This is a genomic window from Halobacteriovoraceae bacterium (assembly GCA_020635115.1).
Classification (GTDB): domain Bacteria; phylum Bdellovibrionota; class Bacteriovoracia; order Bacteriovoracales; family Bacteriovoracaceae; genus JACKAK01.
In genome coordinates, this window is record JACKAK010000002.1 from 223,957 (window position 1) to 249,411 (window position 25,455).

23 protein-coding genes are annotated in these 25,455 nt (G+C 32.6%); 17 read left to right on the top strand and 6 right to left on the bottom strand.

The features are described 5' to 3' along the window. Positions 1-3 precede the first annotated feature (3 nt). From dnaN to dnaA, 3 genes are all read right to left on the bottom strand, one after another. Positions 4-1,116 carry a DNA polymerase III subunit beta gene (gene dnaN / locus H6622_03340; GenBank protein ID MCB9060538.1) on the bottom strand — a complete coding sequence of 371 codons (1,113 nt, stop codon included), beginning with the start codon at positions 1,114-1,116 and terminating at the stop codon, positions 4-6. Between the two features lie 689 nt (positions 1,117-1,805). Further along, positions 1,806-3,104 (bottom strand): hypothetical protein, encoded by a 1,299-nt coding sequence (locus tag H6622_03345; protein MCB9060539.1) that lies wholly within the window; start codon positions 3,102-3,104, stop codon positions 1,806-1,808. 87 nt (positions 3,105-3,191) lie between these two features. After that, on the bottom strand, positions 3,192-4,862 hold the full coding sequence (dnaA, locus tag H6622_03350; protein MCB9060540.1) for a chromosomal replication initiator protein DnaA: 1,671 nt from the start codon (positions 4,860-4,862) through the stop codon (positions 3,192-3,194). A gap of 198 nt (positions 4,863-5,060) precedes the next feature. On the opposite strand from dnaA, the gene rpmH reads away from it, so the two are divergent. From rpmH to H6622_03435, 17 genes are all read left to right on the top strand, one after another. Further along, positions 5,061-5,213, top strand: coding sequence for a 50S ribosomal protein L34 (rpmH, locus tag H6622_03355; protein MCB9060541.1), 153 nt, complete (start codon positions 5,061-5,063; stop codon positions 5,211-5,213). A 5-nt stretch (positions 5,214-5,218) separates the two neighbouring features. Then, positions 5,219-5,593 carry a ribonuclease P protein component gene (gene rnpA / locus H6622_03360; protein MCB9060542.1) on the top strand — a complete coding sequence of 125 codons (375 nt, stop codon included), beginning with the start codon at positions 5,219-5,221 and terminating at the stop codon, positions 5,591-5,593. 25 nt (positions 5,594-5,618) lie between these two features. Further along, entirely contained in the window at positions 5,619-7,103 is a 1,485-nt protein-coding gene (locus H6622_03365; GenBank protein ID MCB9060543.1) for a membrane protein insertase YidC, read from the top strand. Position 7,104: 1 nt separating this feature from the next. Further along, positions 7,105-8,556, top strand: coding sequence for a 50S ribosome-binding GTPase (locus H6622_03370; GenBank protein ID MCB9060544.1), 1,452 nt, complete (start codon positions 7,105-7,107; stop codon positions 8,554-8,556). 87 nt (positions 8,557-8,643) lie between these two features. Further along, on the top strand, positions 8,644-10,461 hold the full coding sequence (gene mnmG, locus H6622_03375) for a tRNA uridine-5-carboxymethylaminomethyl(34) synthesis enzyme MnmG (protein ID MCB9060545.1): 1,818 nt from the start codon (positions 8,644-8,646) through the stop codon (positions 10,459-10,461). Continuing rightward, a complete protein-coding gene (locus H6622_03380) occupies positions 10,458-11,093 on the top strand; it encodes a class I SAM-dependent methyltransferase (protein MCB9060546.1) in 636 nt (211 codons plus the stop codon). The genes mnmG and H6622_03380 overlap by 4 nt, the downstream gene beginning before the upstream one ends. A 197-nt stretch (positions 11,094-11,290) precedes the next feature. Next, positions 11,291-12,100 (top strand): ParA family protein, encoded by an 810-nt coding sequence (locus H6622_03385; GenBank protein MCB9060547.1) that lies wholly within the window; start codon positions 11,291-11,293, stop codon positions 12,098-12,100. Positions 12,101-12,114: 14 nt separating this feature from the next. Next, on the top strand, positions 12,115-13,056 hold the full coding sequence (locus tag H6622_03390) for a ParB/RepB/Spo0J family partition protein (protein ID MCB9060548.1): 942 nt from the start codon (positions 12,115-12,117) through the stop codon (positions 13,054-13,056). Beyond that, a complete protein-coding gene (locus H6622_03395; GenBank protein ID MCB9060549.1) occupies positions 13,056-13,400 on the top strand; it encodes a polymer-forming cytoskeletal protein in 345 nt (114 codons plus the stop codon). The genes H6622_03390 and H6622_03395 overlap by 1 nt, the downstream gene beginning before the upstream one ends. Positions 13,401-13,556: 156 nt before the next feature. Further along, entirely contained in the window at positions 13,557-14,003 is a 447-nt protein-coding gene (locus H6622_03400) for a hypothetical protein (protein MCB9060550.1), read from the top strand. 15 nt (positions 14,004-14,018) lie between these two features. After that, the gene (locus H6622_03405) at positions 14,019-14,552 is read left to right on the top strand and encodes a hypothetical protein (GenBank protein MCB9060551.1); all 534 of its coding nucleotides are present in this window, start codon (positions 14,019-14,021) and stop codon (positions 14,550-14,552) included. A gap of 10 nt (positions 14,553-14,562) precedes the next feature. Continuing rightward, positions 14,563-15,102: a F0F1 ATP synthase subunit delta gene (locus H6622_03410; protein ID MCB9060552.1), complete on the top strand. Its 540-nt coding sequence runs from the start codon at positions 14,563-14,565 to the stop codon at positions 15,100-15,102. A gap of 21 nt (positions 15,103-15,123) precedes the next feature. Continuing rightward, positions 15,124-16,632 carry a F0F1 ATP synthase subunit alpha gene (locus H6622_03415; protein ID MCB9060553.1) on the top strand — a complete coding sequence of 503 codons (1,509 nt, stop codon included), beginning with the start codon at positions 15,124-15,126 and terminating at the stop codon, positions 16,630-16,632. A gap of 11 nt (positions 16,633-16,643) precedes the next feature. After that, positions 16,644-17,513, top strand: coding sequence for an ATP synthase F1 subunit gamma (gene atpG / locus H6622_03420; GenBank protein MCB9060554.1), 870 nt, complete (start codon positions 16,644-16,646; stop codon positions 17,511-17,513). Positions 17,514-17,523: 10 nt separating this feature from the next. Beyond that, on the top strand, positions 17,524-18,939 hold the full coding sequence (atpD, locus tag H6622_03425) for a F0F1 ATP synthase subunit beta (protein MCB9060555.1): 1,416 nt from the start codon (positions 17,524-17,526) through the stop codon (positions 18,937-18,939). After that, positions 18,940-19,362: an ATP synthase F1 subunit epsilon gene (gene atpC, locus H6622_03430; protein MCB9060556.1), complete on the top strand. Its 423-nt coding sequence runs from the start codon at positions 18,940-18,942 to the stop codon at positions 19,360-19,362. A 198-nt stretch (positions 19,363-19,560) separates the two neighbouring features. Further along, complete coding sequence (locus H6622_03435; GenBank protein ID MCB9060557.1) at positions 19,561-21,681, top strand: hypothetical protein; 2,121 nt, start codon at positions 19,561-19,563, stop codon at positions 21,679-21,681. On the opposite strand, the gene H6622_03440 is transcribed toward H6622_03435, so the two are convergent. From H6622_03440 to H6622_03450, 3 genes are read right to left on the bottom strand one after another with little or no spacing between them, the layout of a single operon-like run. After that, positions 21,678-22,871, bottom strand: a complete 1,194-nt coding sequence (locus tag H6622_03440; protein ID MCB9060558.1) for a hypothetical protein — start codon at positions 22,869-22,871, stop codon at positions 21,678-21,680. The two genes, H6622_03435 and H6622_03440, sit on opposite strands and share 4 nt — an antisense overlap. 60 nt (positions 22,872-22,931) lie before the next feature. Next, positions 22,932-24,257 carry a lytic transglycosylase domain-containing protein gene (locus tag H6622_03445; GenBank protein MCB9060559.1) on the bottom strand — a complete coding sequence of 442 codons (1,326 nt, stop codon included), beginning with the start codon at positions 24,255-24,257 and terminating at the stop codon, positions 22,932-22,934. Beyond that, positions 24,245-25,426: a patatin-like phospholipase family protein gene (locus H6622_03450; GenBank protein ID MCB9060560.1), complete on the bottom strand. Its 1,182-nt coding sequence runs from the start codon at positions 25,424-25,426 to the stop codon at positions 24,245-24,247. The genes H6622_03445 and H6622_03450 overlap by 13 nt, the downstream gene beginning before the upstream one ends. Positions 25,427-25,455 lie beyond the last annotated feature (29 nt).

The window sequence follows — 25,455 nt, forward strand, 5'->3', positions numbered from 1 at the left end:
TACTTATAATTTAAGTGGCATAACAATGCCTAAAAAATCTGAATTTGAAGAAGACTTTATTAGAACAGGACTTAACTCATTATTAAATTCTAAAGAAATATTTTCATCATCCAGAACAGAAAATGTATCAATTAGAAATTTAGCGTTAAACCCAATTTCCATATCTTTACCATGATAATCAACTTGTACCTTTTCCACAGCAGTTCCAAGTGATGGATGATTTGCTGTTAGTTCAAGTTCATTCTCCTTTAGTCTAACTCTAACACCATTTGTTTTTTCATTAGACATGATTTTTATTCTCTTAACTGCGTCCAATATAACGTTTTTTTCAGCTTTCAGAGTGTAAAGAGTTTTATTTGGAATAGACGCTTGGTATTTTGGATAATCTCTTGATATCAAACGAATAGATAAATAATACCTGTTTTCAGCATTAACATAGATAAAAGAATCATCTACAGATATTTTTAACTCGCTATCAGGAAAAGTATCAGCGAGCTTTTTAAGCTCAAAAACACCTTTTCTTGGAATAATAATACCATTTAAGAGGGTAGGGTTGCTTTCTTGTATTCCCGTTTCAACAAGAGATAATCGATGCCCATCAGTAGCAACAGCTCTTAATTTATGGTCAACCTCTTGCAAATAGACGCCATTCAAATATAAACGAGTTTCATCATTTGAAATAGAATGATTTGTTTTATTTATAATATTTGTTAATTGAGATGATTTTATGCCAAAACGATTACCGTTTTCGTTAAAAACAAAACTAGGAAAATCTTCATTGGGACATACAAGCAAATTAAATTTTGAATCTTGGCAAACAAGTTGGGCAAAATTATGTTCCTTAATGTATTCAAATTGAACAATTGAATTAGGAAGTTCTCTTAAAATATCAAATAAATTTTTAGCATTTACACAAAAAGAACCTGAGTTTTCAACATTTGCATCTACTGAAACTCGAGCTGCTACTTCAAGATCAGTTGCAGTAAATTCGATATGGTCATCTTTTGCAGTTATAAGTGTGTAGGCCAAAATAGGTCTTGTATTTCTTTTATCAACAACTGAAAGTACTTTATTCAGTGCGTTTTTAAATTGGTCTGTTTCTAGCGTTACTTTCATAAATCACTCTAATTTAAAGGCTACAATTTTTTATAATTAGTATTTGAATTAATCAAGAAATAAGTTTGGACACTAAATTCATATATATAATTATAAATATTAATTAATATACATATATTATATATATATTGTGGAAATGTGGAAAACTATTCAAAGTCCAGTAGACATCGGTTGTTTCAACAAATGAGTTTTCAACATTGATGTGGATAACTTCGGTGGCACATTGTTTCATGTTACGTATATTATAAAAAATACATTCCAAAATGTGGAAAACTAAAAAGTTATCAACATAGTTTTCCACATTAAAAAATCTTACATCTAACAGATATGTTTCTTACAGGTTTTCGAGAGAGTTATCCACATTTTTGGAGAAATGTTGATAACTTTTTGAAGGAAAAGCCTAAATGTGGAAAAAAAGTTATCCACATTTTTGGATTTTTGTGGAAAACTGATTTAAATATTTGAAATTAAACAGGAAAGTTATCCACATTTTTGAAAAAAGGCCGTGGAAAACTATGTTGATAACTTTTTGGATACTCGGCCTATTTGAGTTATTCACGGCCTTTTCACATTTTGAATGTTGATAACTTTTTTATGACGCAAGTTACTCGAGTTATCAACATTGTACGATATTCAACTTATCAACATTGTACTAGGCCAGGACTTTTAAAATGTTGATAACTTTTGTGTTATTTTTCGAGTTGAATGATTAAATCATTTATCAATGCACCATTTTTAGGAAAATCTGGACTCAAGGTGTAGTTGTTTTTTGATATTTTTAAGTTCATTATTCGCGCATTATTTACAGAAAGATGATCTAAGGGTGAGGAAATTTTCACTTCTATGTTACAGTCTTGCATCATAAGATTTGAGGATGAATTTTTTTTCACTCTCTGGTCACCATAGACTTTAATATCTTTTAGGATCTTGTTTAAAAAATTTGAAATTCTCCAGGTTTCAACACATAAAGCGTCTATTTCATTAAAATTGGCGTTTACTATTTCAATAAGTTCTTTTTTTTCACCAACTGGTGCTATTTCTAGATACGCATCTAAAAATCCTTCCTCAATAATTGTTTTAATCGCATCATAAAGACTTTGTCCATTATTGCATGTTTTGTGCCAGCTAAGCTTTTCATCCAAATGACTATTAGTTTCTATCTTCTTGTAAATGTTAATAATTTTCATTGTCCATTCAGAAATTAAATCTCTTTCTTCATCATCATTTACAGAGTTAGATTTAACTTTGATATATTCTTGTAGATTACAAGAAATTTTTGGATGAATTTTACTATATTTTTTATCGCTAAGTATTTTATCTATTATTTCAGGATATTTGCTAAAAGAAGATCCATAAAAAGTTGGATCTAAATCAGTTAATACATCTAGGAGATTAGTATTGTTTCCATCATTTAAATTAAGAAATGATAATTTTTCTTCAATTTCTTTATTTGATTGTGGTTCGGTATAAAAAAAAATGTCTTCTAGCATAGAAGCATAATGCTTTTTTGAAATTTTTCCTTTTTCATAAAGATCCTTATAACTTTTTAGGATAGAAGGCAGGTCATGTTTGTTTTCTAATAATTTTAATGTCGCTTTTCTAGCAGTATAATAAGAATTTTCTCCAAATTGTTGTTTATAAAGTTCCAAATATCTTTTTCCCTCTTTAAAATCAGAATTATTCAAAAAGTAATCAACATCTATTGATATATACTTTGACTGAAAATAGTCCTCCCATAATTCATTTAAGCTTGGTTTGTATTTCATATTTGAGTCAGATATTTTTCGATAAAGCGAGTTTAGTTGTGATGATAAATATTCAAACTCATCTTCTTGTCTTTGTGGACGGAGATCATCTATTTTTGTGTACTCTTTAAATGTGTCAATTTCAGGGGCCTCACTTTGTACTATTTCTAGACCTGCATAACCTATATCAACAAAAACAATACAAAAAACAAAAATAAATTTTAATAATTCCAAAATTTTCATAATTAGTTTTCGGAATAATTTCAAAAATAGATGAGAAAAAACTACTAAATTTTCTTATTCAAATACCTAAAATTATGCACTGAAATTCTAGTTTTGAATTTTATTTTCAAGTTGAAGTATTTCCTTAGAAAGTGAAGGGACTTTATCCATTTTTTCTCGGACCTTATCAATGGCATGAATGACACTCGCGTGATCACGTCCTCCGTAGAATTGTCCTATTTCAATAAGTGTTGCAGAAATCATTTTTTGAGTTAAATACATGGCAAGATGTCTAGCGTGAGTTATATCCTTATTTCTTGAACGAGACTTGATATCAGCTAAAGGTATTCCATAGTGCTGCGAAATCACTTTGCCAACCTTTTCGATGGAAATAACTCCTTCTGAATTTACAGAATTTAAAGACAATAAATCTTTTACCATTTCTTCATCAATTTCAACTTTCATAACATCAGCAAATGCAGAGAGCTTAATTAGTGAGCCTTCTAATTCTCTAATGCTAGACCTCACAGAATGAGCAATCTTAGCAATGATTTCATCTGACAGGAAAAGGTCAAGATTATTTGCCTTCCTTTTTAAAATAGCAATTCTTGTTTCAAAATCAGGTCTTTGAATATCTACGACAAGGCCCCATTGTAACCTTGATTTTATCCGTTCCTCAATTCCATCAATTTCTTCAGGAGACTTATCTGAAGTAAATATGAGCTGTTTCCCGTTATTATAAAGTTCATTAAAAATATGAAAAAATTCATTTTGTGTACCATGTTTATTTTTTAATTCATGAATGTCATCAATCATGAGTACATCAATCAATTCTGTATATCTTTTTTGGAAGTCTCCAATTTTATTGTTTTGAATGGATTCAATCATTTCTTTCATGAAATCTCTGGCCGTTTTAAGACATACAACAAGCTCTGGATGAAGCTCCGTAACTCGATTTGCAACAGCATGGAGAAGGTGAGTTTTTCCAAGTCCTGAATTACTATGTATATAAACAGAAGGATATCTGCCTCTATTTCCAGGTTCTAGAGCAATCGCTATGGCCGTAGCACAGGCCAAATTGTTCGAAGGACCAACGATAAAATTATCAAAAGTTTTCCCTGTATCTATTAAAAGTGAGAGTGGTTTATCGTCTTTAACATGCTTTATATAAGTAGAATTCACCTCATCCATCAAGTCTTGCCTTGTAGGATTTAATTCGAGGGTGAAGCTCGCCTCCTTGGCCGTTTTAGGCCTAGATTCTTGAATAACCTTATCTAAATTATATTCATGATTAGAGTTTGAAGTAGTTTTAAGTGTTTGATGAGAAGTTTTTACCACAATTTCTACATCATAGGCCTTTCCAAGTGCCTCTTGAATAGACTCTTGTATAATACTCTTATGGTGTTTGTTTATAATGTTCTGGATGAATTTAGTAGAAGTTGAGAATATTATTTTTTCGAGAGTAATTTGTTGAATATTAAAAGTGCCTTTAAAGTAAGCAAGGTATTTTTCTTTACCTACTTTTTTTTGAATACTGCGGTGAAATTCTTCACAGATATCTTGAATTTCTTCAGAATTAAATGCGTTCACTTCATCAGGTACATTACTCGTCAAAGAGTTAGTTGGTAAAAAATGTTCAACAATATTTGTTGCTTTTTCTCTGCTGTTTTTATTGAAATTGAATAGAGGAAGTTCATCTGGATCTATCTCAACATGCTTTTTAGGTCTCTCGGCCAGTCCGGTACCTAAAAAATGATTAAATGGAAATTTATTTTCCAAAGTATACTCCCTAATAGAGTCGATACGACACGTGCGTCATGTGCCTTATTGACGTTTGAAATATTTACATGACTTAAGTTATTCAGGCAAGGCATGTGAGACACAAAAAAGTGTAAGTGGCCATTGACCTTTTGCATGCAAGATTATAAAGCTATGGTTCAGAATAAACCGATTTATGAATACTAGAGGAAGTGGAATATGTCTAAGAGAACGTGGCAACCAAAGAAGACAAAAAGACTAAGAGTGCATGGTTTTTTAAAAAGAATGTCTACAAGTGGTGGCAAAAGCGTCATTGCAAGAAGAAGAGCTAAAGGTAGAAAAAGACTCAGTGTAGCAACTGGATCTAAATAAATAATGTGAAAAGAGGCCCACTCACAAAACTTAAAGACAAATCTGATTTCGATTATCTTCGAGAAGGAAGCTGTAGGGTCTCTTCAAAATATCTAACTATCTATTTTAAAAAAGGTCGAAAAAATCTAACTAATTCAAGGATTGGCTTAAGTGTTTCCAGAAAAGTTGGAAACGCTGTACATAGGAATTATTGTAAACGTGTTCTAAGGGAATTATTTTATAAATCGGAATTGGTATCATGCTCACAAGATATCTTGTTTGTAGTAAGCCCAAAACTATTTAAAGATCACGTGTTAACTAATGGTTATAAGCAGATTGAGCTCTCTTTTAAAAAAATTGAGAAAAATCTCCTTTCACAAATCCAACAACTCTTTATATAAAGATGTAAATTGACTTGAGGTAATAATGAACGATGAACAAAAAAGATTATTTATTGCGGTTGTATTGTCTGGAATTGTTCTTGTATCCTGGGAAATGTTCTTACGTCCTAAGATTATGCCAGATCCAGTTCAAGTAGAAACTTCAAAAAATAGTGAACAAACAACTACGCAGGAATCAGTAAAGACCATTGAAAATGTTCAACTAAAAACTGAACAAGAAAAAGTTAATCAGATAAAAATGGACGAGAGTACTTTTGTTATTAAAAACAAAGAAGTAAGCTATACTCTTACTAACACTTTAAAAATAATTGATATTAAAGCAAACTCAGCTGTATTTCCCTTTGAAGAAATAGTAGGAAAAGATCCCCTGTCCTTACAGTTTGAAGGTGATAATGGTAAATTCTCTTCTGTGTTGTTTTCAGTTGAGAAAATTAGTGATGAAAATTTTAATTTATCCAATAATAATGGTATCAATATAGAGTTAGTCCTAGATAAGGATAACCTTTTAAATCTCAAAATAAATTCACAACTGCCAAGAAGATATTCACTCAATTTTCTGACTGAAGATAAAAAGTTGGAAAATAAACAAATTAAAAAATTCAAATTTTTCTCCAGTGATGTAGACAGCTATGACATTGGAAAAGATTTTGTAGAAGAAGCAAAATTTTTATGGGCCGGGATCGATTTTAATTATCATCTATTTGCGGCAGTTTTACCAAAAGGAAAAATATCAAAAATTATATCAAACAAAGTTGGCGAAAAATCCTCGAAATATGAAGTCAAAAATATTGACGCACAAAACGAATTCTTATTCAAAATAGTTTTTACTAAGAAAAATTATGATAATTTACACTCCATAGGTAGTAACTTAGATAAATCAGTTGATTTTGGTATTTTAGGCCTAATAGCAGTTCCTATACTAAGAGGTCTACAATTCTTTTACAAATACATACAGAATTATGGACTCGCCATTATTTTGGTCACATTAATTGTTAGACTTTTAACCTTTCCACTTCAGTATAAATCCTTCAAAAGTATGAAGGCCATGCAAAAAATTCAACCTGATCTCCAGCGAATTAAAGAAAAGTTTAAAAATGATCCCCAAAGAGTTCAAAGAGAAACGATGGAATTATTTAAAAAAACAGGTGCAAACCCTATCGGAGGTTGTCTTCCTTTAATTCTACAGATGCCTGTATTCTTTGCATTCTACAAGGTTCTTTACGCTGCAGTAGAGTTGGTTGGAGCTCCGTTTATTTTTTGGATTCACGATTTAAGTATAAAAGATCCATACTATATTTTACCTGTTCTTATGGGAATTGCTTTCTTTGTTCAACAACGAGTAACACCATCAACAACAACTGATCCTACACAGAAAAAGATTATGATGTTTATGCCAATAATATTCTGCTTTTTCATGGTGAACTTACCGGCCGGTTTAGTACTCTATATTTTTGTTTCAACTTTATTTGGTATTGCTCAACAGATGATTGTCTACAGAGTAATAGATTGACATGGATGCGTTACTTAGTTCTGGGCCAATAATTGCTTGTAGTACTAGTAACGCAACAAATGCTGCGATCTCATTGATTAGAATTTCAGGTTTTGAAGACCTCTCAATTTTTGATCCTTATTTATCTATTGATATAAAAAAAATTGTTCCACGTTATGCGCATTTTTGTAATATACTTTCTAGTTCAAAAGAAGTTTTAGACGAAGTCGTTCTCACTTTTTATAAAGCACCTAACAGTTATAATGGTGAAAATATTTTAGAGCTTGCTGTTCATGGAAATATTTTGAATGTAGACAGAATAACAAGGGAGTTGAGTAGCGAGTTGAATATTTCTCTAGCTAAACCAGGTGAGTTTTCATTACGCGCTTACCTTAATAAAAAGCTCAGTCTTTCGCAAATAGAGGGACTAGACCTTTTACTTAACGCAAAATCTGAATACTCTCTCAAACATGGACTATCAATACTTAACGGGAAACTTCATAAAATATACAACGACTTATATGAAAAATTACTAGATCTTAAAAGCTCTGTAGAGCTTTCAATAGATTTCTTAGAGGATATTGGTGAACAGCAGGCAGAAGAGCTTTTTGAAGCAAGATTTTCAAATTTTTATAATTTAATTAAAAATTTGAATGAGAAATGTTTAAATAATGACCAAAATTTTTTAAATCCAAAAATCGGAATTTTTGGCCCTCCAAACGCCGGAAAAAGTACTCTCTTCAATAATATTTTAGAACAAGATCGCTCTATTGTGACCAATTTGCCAGGTACAACAAGAGACTTCATAAGTGAGTCTGTTAAACTCAATGGTTTGAGTTTTCAAATGATCGATACTGCAGGTGTTAGAGAGAGCAGTAATATTATTGAAAAAGAGGGGATTAATCGCTCGAAAAAACTTGTTGATGAGTGTTTCTTTAAAATTTTATTAATAAATTCAACAGAAGAATTTAGTGAAGCTAATTTTTTTGAGAAATTTGATTTTGACTATATTATTTTTACTCATGCTTCCAAGCTTAATAGCGAAGTTCATTTTTCAAAATATTTATTTCGATTGAATTTTAAAAAAATTATTTTAGCTGAGCAATTAGATGATATTGGTCCCATAGGACCAACAAGTGTATTTGAAAATTTTGGTCCTATAGGACCTAAGTTATTCAAAAATGGTCCCATAGGACCAATCGAGCTACGTAAAACAGTTCTTGATTCAATTAGTCGGAAATATGATGAGCTTACAAAAAATGACCCCATGCTTATCGAAAGGCATAAGTTGTTGATATTACAGTGTTTTAAACAGGTTTTGTCTCTAAAAGAGTTTATTAAATACGAAAGAGATATTGCAATTATCTCACATAAAATAGAGGAGATTGCTCATTCAACAGAAGAGCTTATAGGATTAGTAACTCCAGATGATGTTCTAAATAATATTTTTAGCAATTTCTGCATTGGGAAATAATTATATTAACGCTGGATAATAAAAGCAATTTCACTAAATATTTTATAAAAGAATATATGTTCCACGTGGAACTTTTTTGGATAATGTATGAAAAATTTTGATATATCGATAATAGGTGGCGGGCACGCAGGAGTTGAAGCCGCTTGGATTGCATCACAATTTGATTTGCAAATTTCAGTTTTTATCATTCCTGGTGTTTCTCTAGCATCTGCACCATGTAATCCCGCAATCGGTGGAGTCGGTAAAGGGCAAGTCGTAAGAGAACTTGATGCTCTTGGTGGTCTTATGGGGAAATTGGCAGACCTATCAGCAATTCAATATAGAACACTAAATGATTCCAAGGGATATGCAGTACGCTCAACTAGAGCACAGATTGACAAAGAAATCTATTCATCGATGGCCGAAAAAATAATCAATAATAAACAAAATATTTCAGTTATTCGCCATAAAGTTATTTCCGTAAAAAAACAGTTGAATGGTTTTGAGATTTATACTGAGTCTGGGGAGTTGTTCACTTCTTCGAAAGTAATAGTTACTACAGGAACATTTCTAGATGGAAAACTTCACTGTGGTGAAGAAATATCAGCTGGAGGCAGATTTGGTAATCAGTCTGCTCCATCTTTGAATGATATCTTTTCTAATGTTAAAACATTAGGAGTTCGTTTTAAAACAGGAACTCCGCCTAGACTATTGAAGGAAACAATAGACTTTACTAAAATGGAAGAGCAACCATCTGATAAAAGTGCCAGAAATTTTCATGCACTTAGAGATCCTTTTGAAAGAGAGCAAGAGCAGCGGAGTTGTTTTTTAACAAGAACAGCACCTGAAACTTTAAAAATCATAAGAGAAAACAGAGATAAATCTCCAATTTTCAATGGACAAATTAAAGGTATAGGTCCTAGATATTGTCCAAGTATTGAGGATAAGGCCTATCGGTATCCTGATAGAGATTCTCATCACGTGTTTATTGAACCAGAAGGTCTAAGTCTAGATACATTTTATCCAAATGGCGTTTCAACATCTTTACCAAAATCTGTTCAGAAAGAGTTTTTACAAACAATGCCTGGGTTAGAAAACGTTGAAATTGCTATTTATGGTTATGCTGTAGAATACGATGTCGTTGATACATCTCAACTTAATGAAACTCTCGAATATGCAGATATTTCCGGATTATATTTTGCCGGACAAGTTAATGGTACTTCTGGGTACGAAGAAGCAGCAGGGCAAGGTTTTGTTGCTGGATTAAATGCGTCCCTTTCGGCGCAAGGAAGAGATGCATTTGTTTTGGATCGAAATGATTCTTATATTGGTGTTATGGTTGAAGACTTAATAACTTCCCAAAGAGATGAGCCTTACAGACTTTTTACTGCAAGATCAGAAAATAGACTAAAGATACGGGAAGATAACGTATTCGATAGGATGTTTAAGTATAGACAGTCTTTAAAATTGAAAAGTGAGATTGATGATTTTTATGGCGTATATATGCTTGAAAAAAAAATACTAGAAAAAATAATCAAAGAGTATTCATTTGATGGTCAAAATTGTTTTAATGTACTCAAAAACACAAAACTAGAAGAAGTATTAAAAAGACCGGACTTAGATCCTGTTGATGTGTTGGAGAAGATCCTAAAAAATGAAAATTTAGCTTTCAATCACCATGTAGTATATAGTGTTGCAATTTCAGCTAAATATGACGGATACATTAAAAGGGGAGAAACTGCAAATAGTAAGTTGAGTCGATATGATAAACGATCTATTGATTGGGAAAAAATCTGTAGTAGTAAAAATATTTCAAATGAATGTAAGCAAAGAATTCAGAAAATTCGACCAACAACTTTTTTGCAACTTAAAAAAATTGAAGGACTTAGACCAGCAACTCTTGTTTACGTGGCAGGACAGCTATGAATTTAGAAGAATTTTCGTTGGACTATTTGAATATTTTAAAAACTGATTTTTCTGGCATAAATCTCACTCGAATTCTTGATGATAACGAATTTTACAATAAGCAAATTCTTGATTCCATCGCACCTTTTGAACAGATTAAAATGTTTAAAGATGAACTGTGTAATTCTGAAGTGTGTATAGATATTGGCTTCGGTGGAGGATTTCCACTTTTACCACTGGCCTTAATAAATCCTCATAAAAAATTTTTAGGCCTTGAGGCCAGAAACAAAAAGTCTCTGGCCGTTCAAAAGATTGCAAACCTTCTTAAAATAACTAATGTTAAAACGTTTCATCAAAGAGTAGAGTCTATAGAATTCGATAGTGAAGCATTCATCACATTAAAAGCAGTTGGAAAAACACAAGATTTTTTACCTAAAATAAATTGCACAAAAAGGGTCATTGTTGCTTTTTACAAGGGCCCTTCCTTTGAACAGGAAGATGAAATTAATAATATTCCAAAAGGATGGAAGTTTCTTGGAGCAAAACCAGTATTTGTTATGAACGAAATTACGAGATATATTCTATTTTTTGAATTTGTTCCACATGGAACAAATTCAAAAAAAATATTGAAAAAAATTTCTACGTTATTGTAAATTCTAGACAAAAAAACTCAATTAATATGCGGTCCTATGGGACCACAATATTTTGTACATTTTGGTCCCATAGGACCGCATAAAGTCGAATGAATTTTCTTGTCAAATAAAGTGATTTTTTGATAATTTTGTACGTGTTTTCTACCTACGAAAAAAAGATTCAAAGCTCTGAAATTTAAGGGATAAAGTGAGGATATATGGCCCGTATTATTGCAATGGCAAACCAAAAAGGTGGAGTTGGCAAAACGACTTCATCAGTAAACCTTGCAGCTTGCTTAGCAGTCGCTGAAAAGAAAACACTCATAGTCGACCTTGATCCTCAGGGAAATGCATCTTCTGCAATCGGTTTAGATCAGTCAGCTCATATAAATAGTAATATCTACCATGCGCTTATTGGTGTGAAGAAAATTAAAGAGTGTATCTACAAAACTGAATTACCCTTTTTGGATATTTGCCCTTCTGATAATTCACTTGTTGGAGCAGAAATAGAGCTTGTAAGTGTATTTGCACGAGAGGCCAAGTTGAAACATTCATTAGCAGAAGTTTCAGATATCTATGATTATATTATAATAGATTGTCCACCTTCTCTTGGACTATTAACTGTTAATTCATTTAATGCTGCAGGTAGTTATATAGTCCCCTTGCAAACTGAATATTTTGCAATGGAAGGACTTGCACAATTACTAAACACTATCAGACTTATACGTTCTTCCTTAAATCCAAATTTAGAAATGGATGGAATCTTATTAACTATGTTTGATGGAAGAAATAATCTTCATAAACAAGTATCAAGTGAAATTAGAAAACATTTTGCAGGGAAAGTATTCGAATCAGTTATTCCTAGAAATGTGAAATTATCTGAATGTCCTAGTTTTGGAAAACCTATTATTTTATATGACATTGAATCCAAGGGGAGTGAGGCCTACTTAAACCTTGCAAAAGAATTGATTGCAAGACATTCAATAAGAGATAGTCAAAAATCTACATCTATAGAATCTAATGCTTAAATATTGAGGTTGATATGGCAAAAAAAGTTGCACTCGGAAAAGGAATTGCATCATTAATTGGAACTCCTACTTCTCAAGAAGTAATTGATAATTCACTTGAAAATTTAAATAGAGAAGATAATCAGCAGAAAGAAGTTATTAGAGAGATCATTAAAGAAAAAGTCGTTATTGAAAATACGCCTTTAATGGTATCTGTTGAATCTATTACTGCTAATACCGATCAACCTAGAAAAATATTTAAAGAAAAAGAATTAGAGGAATTAAGTGATTCTATTAAAGAAAACGGTATAATTCAGCCTCTCATTGTTATTGAAAAAGAAATGGGTCTCTTTGAATTGATTGCCGGCGAAAGAAGATTAAGGGCCGCTAAGTTGGCCGGTCTTGAACAAGTTCCAGTTTTTGTAAAAAGAGCAACTGACCGAGAAAAAATGATTTATGCCATCATTGAAAACGTGCAAAGATCAGATTTGAATTGTGTTGAGGAGGCACTAGCTTATTTCCAATTAATGGAAGACTATAAATTAACTCAAGACGAAGTTGCTAAAAAACTTGGAAAAGAAAGATCTACGGTTGCCAACTTTTTAAGGATATTAAAACTTCCAAGAAAAGTATTAGACATGGCCCAAAAAGAAACAATTTCATTTGGACATGCAAAAATTTTAGCGAGCGTTAAGGATAGAGATTTATGTTTTAGATATGCAAACCAAGTTATCTCACAAAATCTGTCTGTAAGAGAACTTGAAAAACTAATTAAGACAAATCCAAAAAGTATTAACAAAGAAAGAGAAAATCCATTTTATGAAGATAAAATGGAACAATTTAAAGAACAGTTAGAAAGAAAAACAGGTTTTCATTTTGCTATTAAATCAAAGGAAAATGGTTCAGGTCACCTTATTCTGAAATTTTCTAACGAAGCAGAATTTAACGATATATTTGAATATTTAGTCGAGAGGTAATTTTGGTTAAAAAAAGTGATATATCTGCCATCATTGAGGAAGGTTGTAAATTCGAAGGAAATCTTTCTTTTAACGGAGTGTCTAGAATTGCAGGTATTGTCAACGGCAGTATTTTTTCAAATGATACTGTAATAATCTCTGAAGGTGCAGTTATAAATGCTGATATAAATGCTAACATTATTTTAATTTCAGGAACTGTAAAGGGTAATATAAATGCAAGTTCTCGTGTTGAAATTATAAAACCTGCTCGTTTTGAAGGAACTATTGCGACTCCAAGTTTAGTTGTAGAAGAAGGTGTTATCTTTCATGGAACAACTAAAATGAGTGAAAATGATATCGAGTAGTTTTTTTTCTTAAATCAAATGTAAAGTGTTTTTGTGCATAGCAATTCATGAAGTGAATATTTCTTTTCTGTGTTGTTTCAACTTGACTAATTTCTCTACAAAGAATATTCATAAACGGCCTATTTTGAAATTTTATTTTGAAGGAAAGTTCGACTTATGGAAGCTATAGCTGCTATTTTCAAAAGACTTGAAATTGATAATTCTTTCTATTTTCAATTTGCAATTTTTATTATTTTATTTTTCGTTTTGGATTTTCTGTTATTTTCAAAGTTGAAATTTGTTTTAGAGCAAAGAGAGGCCAAGACGACAAAACTTAAATCAAAGGCCGAGAATAAATTCAACTTAGCAGATGAAATTGCAATCAAATATAAGGATAAGTTGGATGTAGTTCATAAAAGAGTTCAAGACTCTCAGACAAAAGCTAAAGCTGATTTTCTTAAAGAAATTGATCAAAAAATTAAAAATGAACAAGATCAAATAAATTCCGAGATAAACACTAAACGTAAAGAACTTATTGCAGAATTAGATACGAAAAAAACAGAAGTATTTAAAGAAATTGGACCTCTAGGTACAGAGTTAATAAATAAACTAGAGAATGCTTAAAAAGGGTAATATTACATGATTAAATTTATAAGTATGTTATTTCTGACTACAAGTTTATACTCAAGTGCAGGAGCACCACATGAACCATCTATAAAGGATTTGATCTATCCTTCAATCAACGCTGTAATATTTTTTAGTGTTGTTATTTTTTCTCTAAAGGGTGCACTTAGAAATCTATTTAACAAAATGTCACTTGAGGTTTCTGCACTGATTGATGAAGCTGCTGTGAAAGACAAAGAAGCTGATATTAAACTTAAAAAGTATCAAGAGAAATTAGACAATTTTGATAATGAAGTTATTAAAATTGAAAAAGAGTCTGCGGATCAAATCGTTACTTTTAAAAATAAAACATCAAATGAGGCAGAAGAATCAATTTTGAGATATAAAAAGGATTCAATGGCCAGACTCGATGGCGAGATTCAATCTTTGGAAAATGAATTTGCAGAGCAATTTGTAGATAAACTTATTGATGTTGCAAAAGAAAAAGTTTCTAGCAACAAAGACATCGGTTCATCTGTAACAAAAAATCTCGTAAGCAGTTTAAATTAGGGGTTAAGAAGTGAAAGTTGAAAATGTAACGAAGGCCTATGCAAAGTCTTTGTACGAATTGGGAAAGGAAGCAACCATCGATGTTGCAAAAGAACTGACAGAGCTTACAGAAATCATTAATGAAAATAATGATCTTGAAACTGCTTTATTTCTAGATTTATTTACAATCGAAGAAAAATCTGGCGTCTTAAATGACGTTTGCAAAAAACTGAATTTATCTACACTTACTACTAATTTTCTGAGCTTTCTCAATCAAGAAAAACGACTTGGTATTTTACCAATGATCTATAAAAATCTCATCGTGATAGATGATCATCACCGAGGATTTTTAAAGGGTGTTATAGAAGGCAATTCAGAGGGTGTCGAATCTGAGTTTCAGCAAAAAATAACTTCTTATCTCTCTAAAGAATTAGGAAAATCAATTGAATTAAGTTATCAAAAATCAGACAAAATTACTGCTGGCTATAGGGTGACAGTTGAAGATCTTCAATTAGATGCTTCTATAGATAATCAATTAAAACAATTTAAGAAAACAGTATTGAATTCGTAATAAAACAATATGAGGTAGAGGATGTCGATAAGACCTGAAGAAATTACAAGTATTATAAAACAAAGAATTTCTAACTTTGAATCGAAGCTCCAAGTTGATGAAGTTGGAACCGTTTTAACAATTGGAGATGGTGTTGCTAGAGTTTTCGGTTTGAAAAATGCAATGGCCGGAGAGCTCGTTGAATTTGATACAGGTACAAAGGGAATGGTTCTAAACCTTGAAACAAGTAACGTAGGTGTTGCTGTACTTGCAGATGATCATAAAATTAAAGAAGGTTCTACTGTTAAAAGAACTAATGAAATTGTTTCTGTTCCAGTTGGTGATGCATTACTTGGTAGAACAGTTAATGCTATTGGTGAGCCGATTGATGGTCTTGGTGAAATTAAATCAGACAAATCTGCACAAGTTGAAGTTAAGGCCCCGGGAATTATTGCTAGAAAATCAGTTCACGAACCCTTACAAACAGGTATTAAGGCAATCGATTCTATGATTCCGATTGGTAGAGGACAGCGTGAACTTATCATCGGGGATAGAAAAACTGGAAAAACAGCAATTGCAATAGATACAATTATTAATCAAAAAGGCAAAGATGTCGTTTGCGTATACGTTGCTGTTGGACAGAAAAACTCCACAGTTAGACTCGTTCAGCAAAGATTGAAAGAGGCCGGAGCTTTAGATTATACGATAATTGTAAATGCTTCAGCATCTCAACCTGCTCCTCTTCAGTTTATAGCTCCCTATACAGGTTGTGCAATGGCAGAATATTATAGAGATAACGGTAAACACGCATTGATAATCTATGATGACTTAACAAAACAGGCCCAGGCCTATAGACAGATGTCACTTCTTCTTAGAAGACCTCCAGGTCGTGAAGCATTCCCTGGTGACGTATTTTACCTTCACTCTAGACTACTGGAAAGAGCGGCTAAACTTTCTGATAAACTCGGAGCTGGTTCACTCACTGCTCTGCCAGTAATTGAAACTCAAGAAGGCGATGTTTCCGCTTATATACCTACAAACGTTATCTCAATTACTGATGGACAAATTTTCCTTGAGTCAGATTTATTTTATTCTGGTATTCGACCAGCTGTAAACGTTGGTCTTTCTGTTTCAAGAGTTGGTGGTTCTGCACAAATTAAAGCAATGAAAAAAGTAGCTGGTACTCTCAGACTAGATCTTGCTCAATATAGAGAGCTTCAAGCATTTGCTGCATTTGGTTCAGATTTAGATGATGCTACTCGAAAAACTTTGGCCAGAGGAGAGAGACTTGTTGAATTGCTAAAACAAGGTCAGTACAAACCAGTTGATGTTATTGATCAAGTTGTTGCAATTTTTGCAGCTACTAATGGTTTCTTTGATATTGTTCCTACTTCTGAAATCAGAAAAGTGGAAGCAGATCTGTTAGAATTACTCAACAGTAAACATTCTTCGCTAATGGAAGTTCTACGTGCAGAGAAAGCAATATCAGATACTACAAAAGCTCAGCTAGAAGAAGTAATTAAGAATTTTCTTGCAACGAAATCATTTTAGTGAGGCCGTAGATGGCAAATATTAAGGAACTAAAAAAGAAAATAAAGAGTACGAAAGGCACGCTTAAAATTACAATGGCCATGAAACTTGTTTCTGGTGCAAAACTTAATCGGGCCCAACATGCTATTACAAGCTCAAGGCCATACGCTAATGAGTTAGAAGATTTGATAAAGACTGTTTCTGCACTTGTGCAAAATTATCGGCATGACTACCTTGAAGAAAATGAAGAAAATAAAAGATCTGCTCTTTTAGTTGTTTCTTCGGATAAAGGCCTGTGTGGTTCTTATAACTCTGGCCTTATAAAAAAAGTAAAGGCCTTCATAAACGAAATTGATGAGGATTTTAAAGTCTATTTTATTGGAAAAAAGGCAAAAGATATCCTTGGCAAAGATGTTAATACCGGTAAGTATTTTACTTTTGAAAAAAATGAAGCCTCTTTTCTTGAAATACAAAAAGTAGGTCAAGAGCTTGGAAATTTATTCAAAACAGGTGAATTCGGAAAAGTATATGTCGCGTATAATATTTTTCATTCTGCAATTAGTTTTGAATCAACTGTGAAGAAAATATTACCTATGACTGTAAATTTGGATGAAAAAATCAAATTAAAAGAAAAATTTCCATTTGATTTTAAATATGAACCAAATCCAAAAACTATCCTTGATCACCTCATACCAGAAACCTTCATCAGTACACTTTGGACATGTGTTCTGGATGCACGTGCAGCTGAACATGGTTCTAGAATGACGGCCATGGATAGTGCTTCTGGTAATTGTAAAGAAGCTATACGAACTTTAACTTTAAAAATGAATAAATTGAGACAGGCCGCAATTACTACTGAGTTGATAGAAGTAGTTTCAGGCGCGGAATCTCTCAATGGATAAGGAGTCAAAAATGTCACAAAACGTAGGAGTTATCCGTCAGGTTATGGGACCTGTTGTTGATGTTGAGTTTGAAAACGGTGTTTTGCCGGAGATATACAATGCACTCACAGTTACCAACAAAGTTATATCTGATGAAGAGGGAAATCTGGTCCTTGAGGTTGCTCAACACTTAGGGGATAACATTGTTAGAACAATTGCAATGGACTCATCTGAAGGGTTAAGCCGAGGTCAAAAAGTTATCGATACAGGAGATTCAATTAAGGCCCCTGTTGGTGCAGAGGCTTTAGGTAGAATTATCAACGTTGTAGGAAAACCTGTTGATGAAGCAGGGCCAGTGAATGCAAAAAAATATTATCCTATTCATAGAGAACCCCCAAAGTTTGAAAAACAATCAACTAAACTTGAGCCTTTCTACACAGGGATTAAGGTTATTGACCTACTTGCACCCTATTTGAAAGGTGGAAAAATTGGTTTATTCGGTGGGGCCGGTGTTGGGAAGACAGTTCTCATTATGGAGCTCATTAACAATATTGCTACTCACCATGGTGGATATTCAGTTTTTGCTGGAGTAGGTGAACGTACACGTGAAGGAAATGACCTTTATTATGAAATGAAAGAGTCTGGCGTTCTCGAGAAAACTGCACTTGTTTATGGGCAGATGAATGAACCTCCGGGCGCTCGTGCTAGAGTTGCTCTCACAGGACTTTCAATTGCTGAATATTTTAGAGATGAAGAAAACAGAGATGTTCTTTTCTTTGTTGATAATATTTTTAGATTTACTCAAGCTGGTTCTGAAGTTTCGGCCCTTCTTGGTCGTATTCCTTCTGCCGTTGGTTATCAGCCAACACTCGGTACAGAAATGGGTGCCATGCAAGAAAGAATTACATCTACAAGTGATGGCTCAATTACTTCTATTCAAGCAGTTTACGTTCCAGCAGATGACTATACTGACCCAGCGCCTGCAACAACATTCGCGCACCTTGATGCTACGACTGAGCTATCAAGATCTATTGCTGAGCTTGGTATTTATCCAGCGGTTGATCCACTTTCTTCATCTTCAACAATCTTATCTCCTGATATTCTCGGACAGGATCACTACGATGTTGCTCGAGGAGTTCAGGCCATACTTCAAAAATATAAGGAATTACAAGATATTATTGCAATTCTAGGTATGGATGAATTATCTGAAGAAGATAAAGTCGTTGTGGCCAGGGCCAGAAAGGTTCAAAAGTTTTTATCACAACCATTCTTTGTTGCTGAGCAGTTCACTGGTATTGCTGGTCAGTTCGTAAAAGTAGAAGATACTATTGCCTCGTTTAAGGCCATTCTTGATGGAGAGGTAGATGATCTACCTGAACAAGCTTTTTATCTTGTTGGTGATTTAGAGATGGTTAAAGAGAAGGCAAAATCTATGCAGGAGTCATAAATGTCTTATTATACTGTTGATCTACTTACACCTTCTGAAGTTTTGGCTAAAGATGTTCCGGCCGATGAACTTTTGATTCCAACCGTTAGAGGTCAAATCAATGTTCTAAATGATCACACTCATATCATTACTGAGCTTGATACCGGAATTTTAACTTTGAAGGCCCCAAATGGTGTTAGAAAGTTTCATGTCACTCATGGTGTTTGTAAGGTACTTGAGCACAAAGTCACAGTCTTGGCCGGTGTAAGTGAAGAGGACCGGTCAATAGATATTACTAGGGCACAAGAAGCACTCAAGAGAGCAAAGGAAAAACTTTCTGGCATGGATCCATTGACTGATCACGAGTTCAAAAAGTTCTATATGAAAATAAGACGTGCCGAAAATAGAATTGAGCTTGCTAAAAACGGGAAAAAAGTTCCATAATTTTTTTAAACTTATTCATATGAGTGGCCAATTGAATGGCCACTAAAAAAGGCCTCTTTTTTAAGAGGCCTTTTTTATTTTTTGACTATTCAAAAAATGAGCTACGGAATGTTTTGACCATTGAATTAACTATACTGACTTCAATTATAATAATAAATAGATTGCAGCTTGTTTGCTTTAAAAAAGGGTTAAACAAACGTGAAGAATAAATTCTTCTTTATTCTTTTTTGTATGATGTTCCATTCATGTGGAAATGGCCCTGTGGTAGTTTCTCTAGATAAAAAAATTTCTCCCAAAAGAGGTAATGTTCAAAAGTCTCAAATTAAAATTGAAGACTCTGCAAAAAAATTAATAGAAGCAAAAAAGAAAATTCAAATTGTTAAGAATTCAATTTTATTAGGTCATATTGTTACTGATAAAGTTATGACAGAAGATTCAAAATTACTCAATATCCCAATAGTTGCCAAAGTGGAAATAATTGAAAAAGATTATGGTGAATTATCTATTGCGGCAGAAAATGTTATTGCAGTAAAGGATGATCTAAAAGTTGAAAATCCTAATACGACACTATCAAGTGGGATGAGTGAAGTGATTTCTGGAATGCAATTTTCTTTTATGAATCAAGGAAGAAAATATGCCTCAGTTACTCAAGTTAAACAGACTGAAGTTGAAAAGGAAGATTCAAACAACAAACTTTCTGGTCCTATAGGGGCACTTCCCAAGTTCGATTCTTTTGAACAAATCGAAAATGAAAACGATGTGATTAAAATTGCGATGAGTGCTTCACAGAAAAATGTTCTAAGTGAGAGTTCTACTGACTATGAAATAAAACCGTTATTTGAAATCAATTCAACTGTCACTAAAGATAAAGATGAATTAAGTTTTGATGACTATTCACAGGATAAAGACATAAGTCTCAAAGTGACTACTCTTGACAAGAAGGTTGTAGATTTTGACAAGAATAAACCCGTAGAGATGGCCGTTCAAGTAAGTGAATTAGATAAACCTATTTCACAAAATGTTTTAAACGCTGTTCAAAGAGAAATGAATGATCAGAAAATGAATACTCAAAATCTTCAAAAGTTAAGCTCAAATCAAAAAAGACCCTCTCAAATGTTAAATCATGATGTGAGTATTCAAAGAAGCTCTGTGATAGAAAATGCGGAGTTTGAGTATTCAATAAGCACTGTAAAACTTAACCAAGTTTCATTATTAGAAAAAGGCGAAGCTTATTTGTCTAGCTATTCTTTTGTTCCTCTTTATGATGAGAATACTGAACTTTTTGATACTGATGGAGAAATAGAGTATAAATTTAATTTAAAAGATGGGCATGGAACCTTAAATGGTTCATTTCATCATAAGGATATTTATACTGTAAATACAGATTTGTATCTTGAAGACGACGTCCTTTATGAAATACCAGTATTTGCAAGAAATGAGTTTGATGATTTTTTAACTAATTTAGAATATGAGGGAGAGGGTGGATATTTATTACTTGAACTCGATAGTACTTATATAAGTTCTGATATAGATGTTGAGTATTCAAAAAAAGTTTACCTTACAAAAGATTTTAAGTTAATTGATGACCCAAAGCAGATGTATTATGCTCTGTATTTAGGAGTACGGCCAGGCAATGTTATGCTTACTGTTCAGAATCAATTAAGTGGAAATGATGCAAAAAAATTGGTTTTAGTCAGAAATGAAGAAATCACGTTTGAAATTGTCGATTTTAAAGCGCCGGCCTTAGAAAAAATACTAATAAGTACTGACAATGTCTTTGCGAAAAAGAAAATTGAATCAGATTTAACAGAAGATGAAATTGGATATTATGCGCAAAACATAAAGTTTAAAACTGCTGGGAATCAGTATATTTTTAAAAGACCAAGTTCCTTTTACACTTTCAAGGATTATTTTGAAATAATTGAAGGTGATGGAACTATTTATGTTGGTAATAATTCAAAAAAAGAAATTATTTATCCTTCAGTGGATTTTATGAATTCTATACTAAAAGAAATGCAGCTCGAGGATCTTACTCAAAATTGCTTGATTCAAATCAACCTAGACAAAAATCAGCTACAAGATTTTAAATTCACTGCTGAAGGAAGTAATGGCCTGATCAATCTGGAATTGCTGGCCCTTTACGAAGACGGGACAATAGGGAGTGAGGTTTCTGCTGATACAAGAAAAATCTTTCTTTTAGGTGATGTTGCTAAAAATCAAGATGCATATGTCGGAATAAAAATAGAAAATGCAAAGAACGAAATTACTTTTGCAAATTCCTTTTGTTCAAATGGCGTTTACTTAGTAGAGCAGTTTTAAATTTGTAAATTAAACTCTTTTTTTAAAGCATTTATCAAAGAATAATTTATTGTTTGGATATCTAAATCTTCACCAGGCATAATCCTACGTAAATAATAGAAATGAACTTCATATGTAATCGCCTTAAAGACTTTGCTCAGGATCATATCTGGAGGTAAGGTACTTTTCATTAAAATTTGATGATAGAGAAATCTTCTTGTATTAGAGAGTATTCCGTGAGGGTTATTGACATCAATAGAAACATTTTCTTCTTCAGGGAGTGAAAAATCTCTTTGTCTAAATTTATTTATTTTTAAAAGTTCATGTTTGATAACAGAGCTTTGAGCAGATACAGGTTGAACTTGAAGATTTATTTTAGACGGGAAAATTGCTTTGCTTATTGCCAATGGATCAGAAAAGAGTACGACTGGAACTAGATCTGCAAATAATTCATCATATATCCGATAGGTACTTGTAAGTCTTTCAATTTCACTGAGGTCAATCGTTGAGAGGTTGTAAAGCAGTTCGGTATAAATCAACCAGCTATTGTTGAAATTTCTGCGATTCAAAAAGCGTTTAACGATTCCTTCTCTCTGTGATTCTTTAGCATTTTTAGGGGAAATATTTAAGCCATGGTAAGATATCAAAAAACGATCAATTTTTGTAAATGGATCGATGTCAAATGGAAAATTTGAAAACACATTTTTAAAAAGAGGGTGTTGAGAAATATTATGGAAGAAAATAATATGAGAAAGTTCATGCGCCCAAATCGATAAAATACTTTCTGATTTCATATTTCTTTGCATTTGATGTGGTAAGACTAAAAAATTATAATACGGGACTGCCATAGCATGAATTGCATTGTTATTTGGGAAAAATTTAAGGTTGTTTGGAAGTTCGAAATGATCATGCATAAGCGCAAAGATTGAATTTGTTAAAGTTTCTAATTGCTCGAGGTCGTTTTCTTGCCAACCTGTAGATTTAATTAATTCAACTTGTTCGGGATGCAAATCATGAATTAATGAAGATTTTTTTAAACCATAATTTAGTATTAAAAGCTTATTGACTCGTTTTTTGAGTGGACTTAGTTTTTTATCACTAAAAAGAGAAGGTGGGGAAAATTTATTTTGACAATAAATCAGGCCCTTTTTAGAAACTGGAAAAAGAGAGTGACTCGTTAATAAAAGGATGAAAATAATCAAAATACGCATGGGATATATTATGCTTGTTTCAACGAATTTGGGATTGCTATTGAAAACATTACATAGAGTTTACAATAATTGATGGTAGTTCTTTGGATAATGACGAATGAGGGCCTTAGGGGTAATTTTCTTATAATTTTGAGAATTTAGATCTTCTGAAGAAATGACCACCGTACCTACAGGATAGATTTTATTTAAAAGTAGATGATTATTGAGGGTTTTGTGCTCAAATTGCATTTTAAAAAAATCTTTTCTATGAAAACTCTTTTTCGCAATATAGACATAAATGGGCCTTTCATCAGGCATAAGATTTAAATGTGGAAATAGCCTCGTCTTATTTGCCAAAGTGTACGTAAGCGCCAAAAAAGAAGCATAAAAGTTTTTTGAAGCAAACCCTATATGATCTGAATCATATTCAGTTATATAGCGTTCTAGTGGAAAAGTGATACTTTTGAACTTTTTCCTAGCACGAATTAAATGTTTAGTTCCTGAATTATAGGCCGTTATGGCCAGGTCCCACTGTCTGAGAATCTTAAAATTTTGCTTCATTAAATGCAATGCTGAAATTGTACTAAGTATAGGATTTAATCTATCATCTCTTTCGTTATTTATAACCATAAACTTTTTTCCAATAAATTTCATAAACTGCCAAGGTCCACTGGCCCCAACTTTTGATTTAGCTTTTGTATTAAAGCTAGATTCTAGAAATGGAGTGCTTAGTACTTCCTGCGGAAGCTCAAATATATTTATGTAGTTTCTAAAAAGTAATTCAAAGCGTTTATAATTGAGTAAACCTCTCTCAATTGCATCTTTTTGACCAGTTTGAATGCGAATATTAAAAGATCGTTCTGTGAAGAATATTTCACGTTTTTTAATATCAGTTGGAAGAGAAATATTTGATTTTTTTAAGACATCTAATATTCTATTACAAATTTTAGTAAGACAACTTCCCTTTGCAAGGGTCATAAAAGCAATTTTATACTTTTTAATTCTTTTTAAACCCATTGAGTTTTGAATGAGAGCTTGAGTTATGGAATTAATATTAGAATTTTTTAATTCAGTAAAGTTGATCGTTTCATATACTATGGAGAGATCTTCTTTATCATGAAGAACTATGGTGTTTCTATCGTGAAGAGAATAAATATGAAACCAAAAATTTACACTAGAATTGTAAAAGTTATCTATGGAAAACCGATCATCTACATTTCCTAATTTATCTTCTCTAATTTCAGAAAAAAGTTCTTCATGTCTTAGCCCTACTAATGAATCGAGTTTTAGACCTCGATAGAGTTCTTGTTCCTTTATAATCGTTTCAAGATTATCATCCACTATATAAGGGGAAATACATAGAGCATAATTATGCAAAAAATATAAAAATAATATTAACTTTCCCATTCGTGATTATTAAATACTTCGATTGTTCTTTGGTAGGCTGCAGAAACAATTGATGAAGTTGATTTTGGATCTAATGAAAAGTTATTTCTGAAAAAAAGATTGTAGTTCTCATGTTTAGGATAAATATCAATATAATGAACATTTTTATTATATTCTAGTTTTGTTTCTAAGATAGATAATATATTGCGAATATCTTTTTCGGGAAATCTTTGATTTTTCATATATTCATGAATTGTTTTTATGACATCAGCAGCAGTACTATTTTGTGCTCTGGCGGTGACAATTTTCTTCTGAATCATGAGCAATATAGACTGGAGACATATGGCCGGTAGCCCATAATTAACCAGAGAACCAATTTCTTCATGGTAGTGATATGGCGTATGTGTCCACGAGCTGATGATAAAGTCACACTTGTTATCCTTTGCAACATGTGTAGATAATGTATCTCTAATTTCCCCATCGATATAATACTCAGTGTGTCCAGTAACTGGATTATTTATGGGATAGGGTGAGTAAAGAGGGGGAACACTCATGGAAGCGGCCACAGCATCGGCCACAGGAGTGTGTTTATAATAAAAAGCAGTTAAATCATGGCCAGGATTTGGATAATTGTATTTACTAAAAACGACTTTTCGAGAGTGATCTAATTGGGTAGCGACAATAAACAGATCTGCAACGAAATCTTCAAAGTGAACTAGCTCCTGAAGCAGATACTTTTTGATGTAATTATAGAGGCCTTTGGTTGTGAAAAGCCCTGAAACCGAGAAAAAAATATTAAAGGCCTGCTTGAAAATAAAAGGAACTCCTTCAAGAGGATGTACATCAGCAGATCTTGGCGGCTTTTTTTTTACGTTACTAAAGCTAAGCATATCAGTATAAGAAATTGGCCTTAACACTGAATCATTGCGTTCTATAGAAGACTGAATAATGTCTATAGGTCTATAACCACAGGCAAGGTATAGAGAAACGAGTGATCCTGCACTTGAGCCGACATATGTTGAAATATTTAAATCAGTCTTAGTTGGAGTTTTATTACTAATAAAACTTAGACCTAAATCATCCAGAGCTTGTGCCACACCAAGATGCCATGCTGCTGCTTTAACCACTCCACCTGAAAGCACAAGTGCAATTTTTTTATTTTTTAAGCGATCAATATCTACTCGTTGCATAATCTTTCCTAGCTTTCTAGATTCTATCG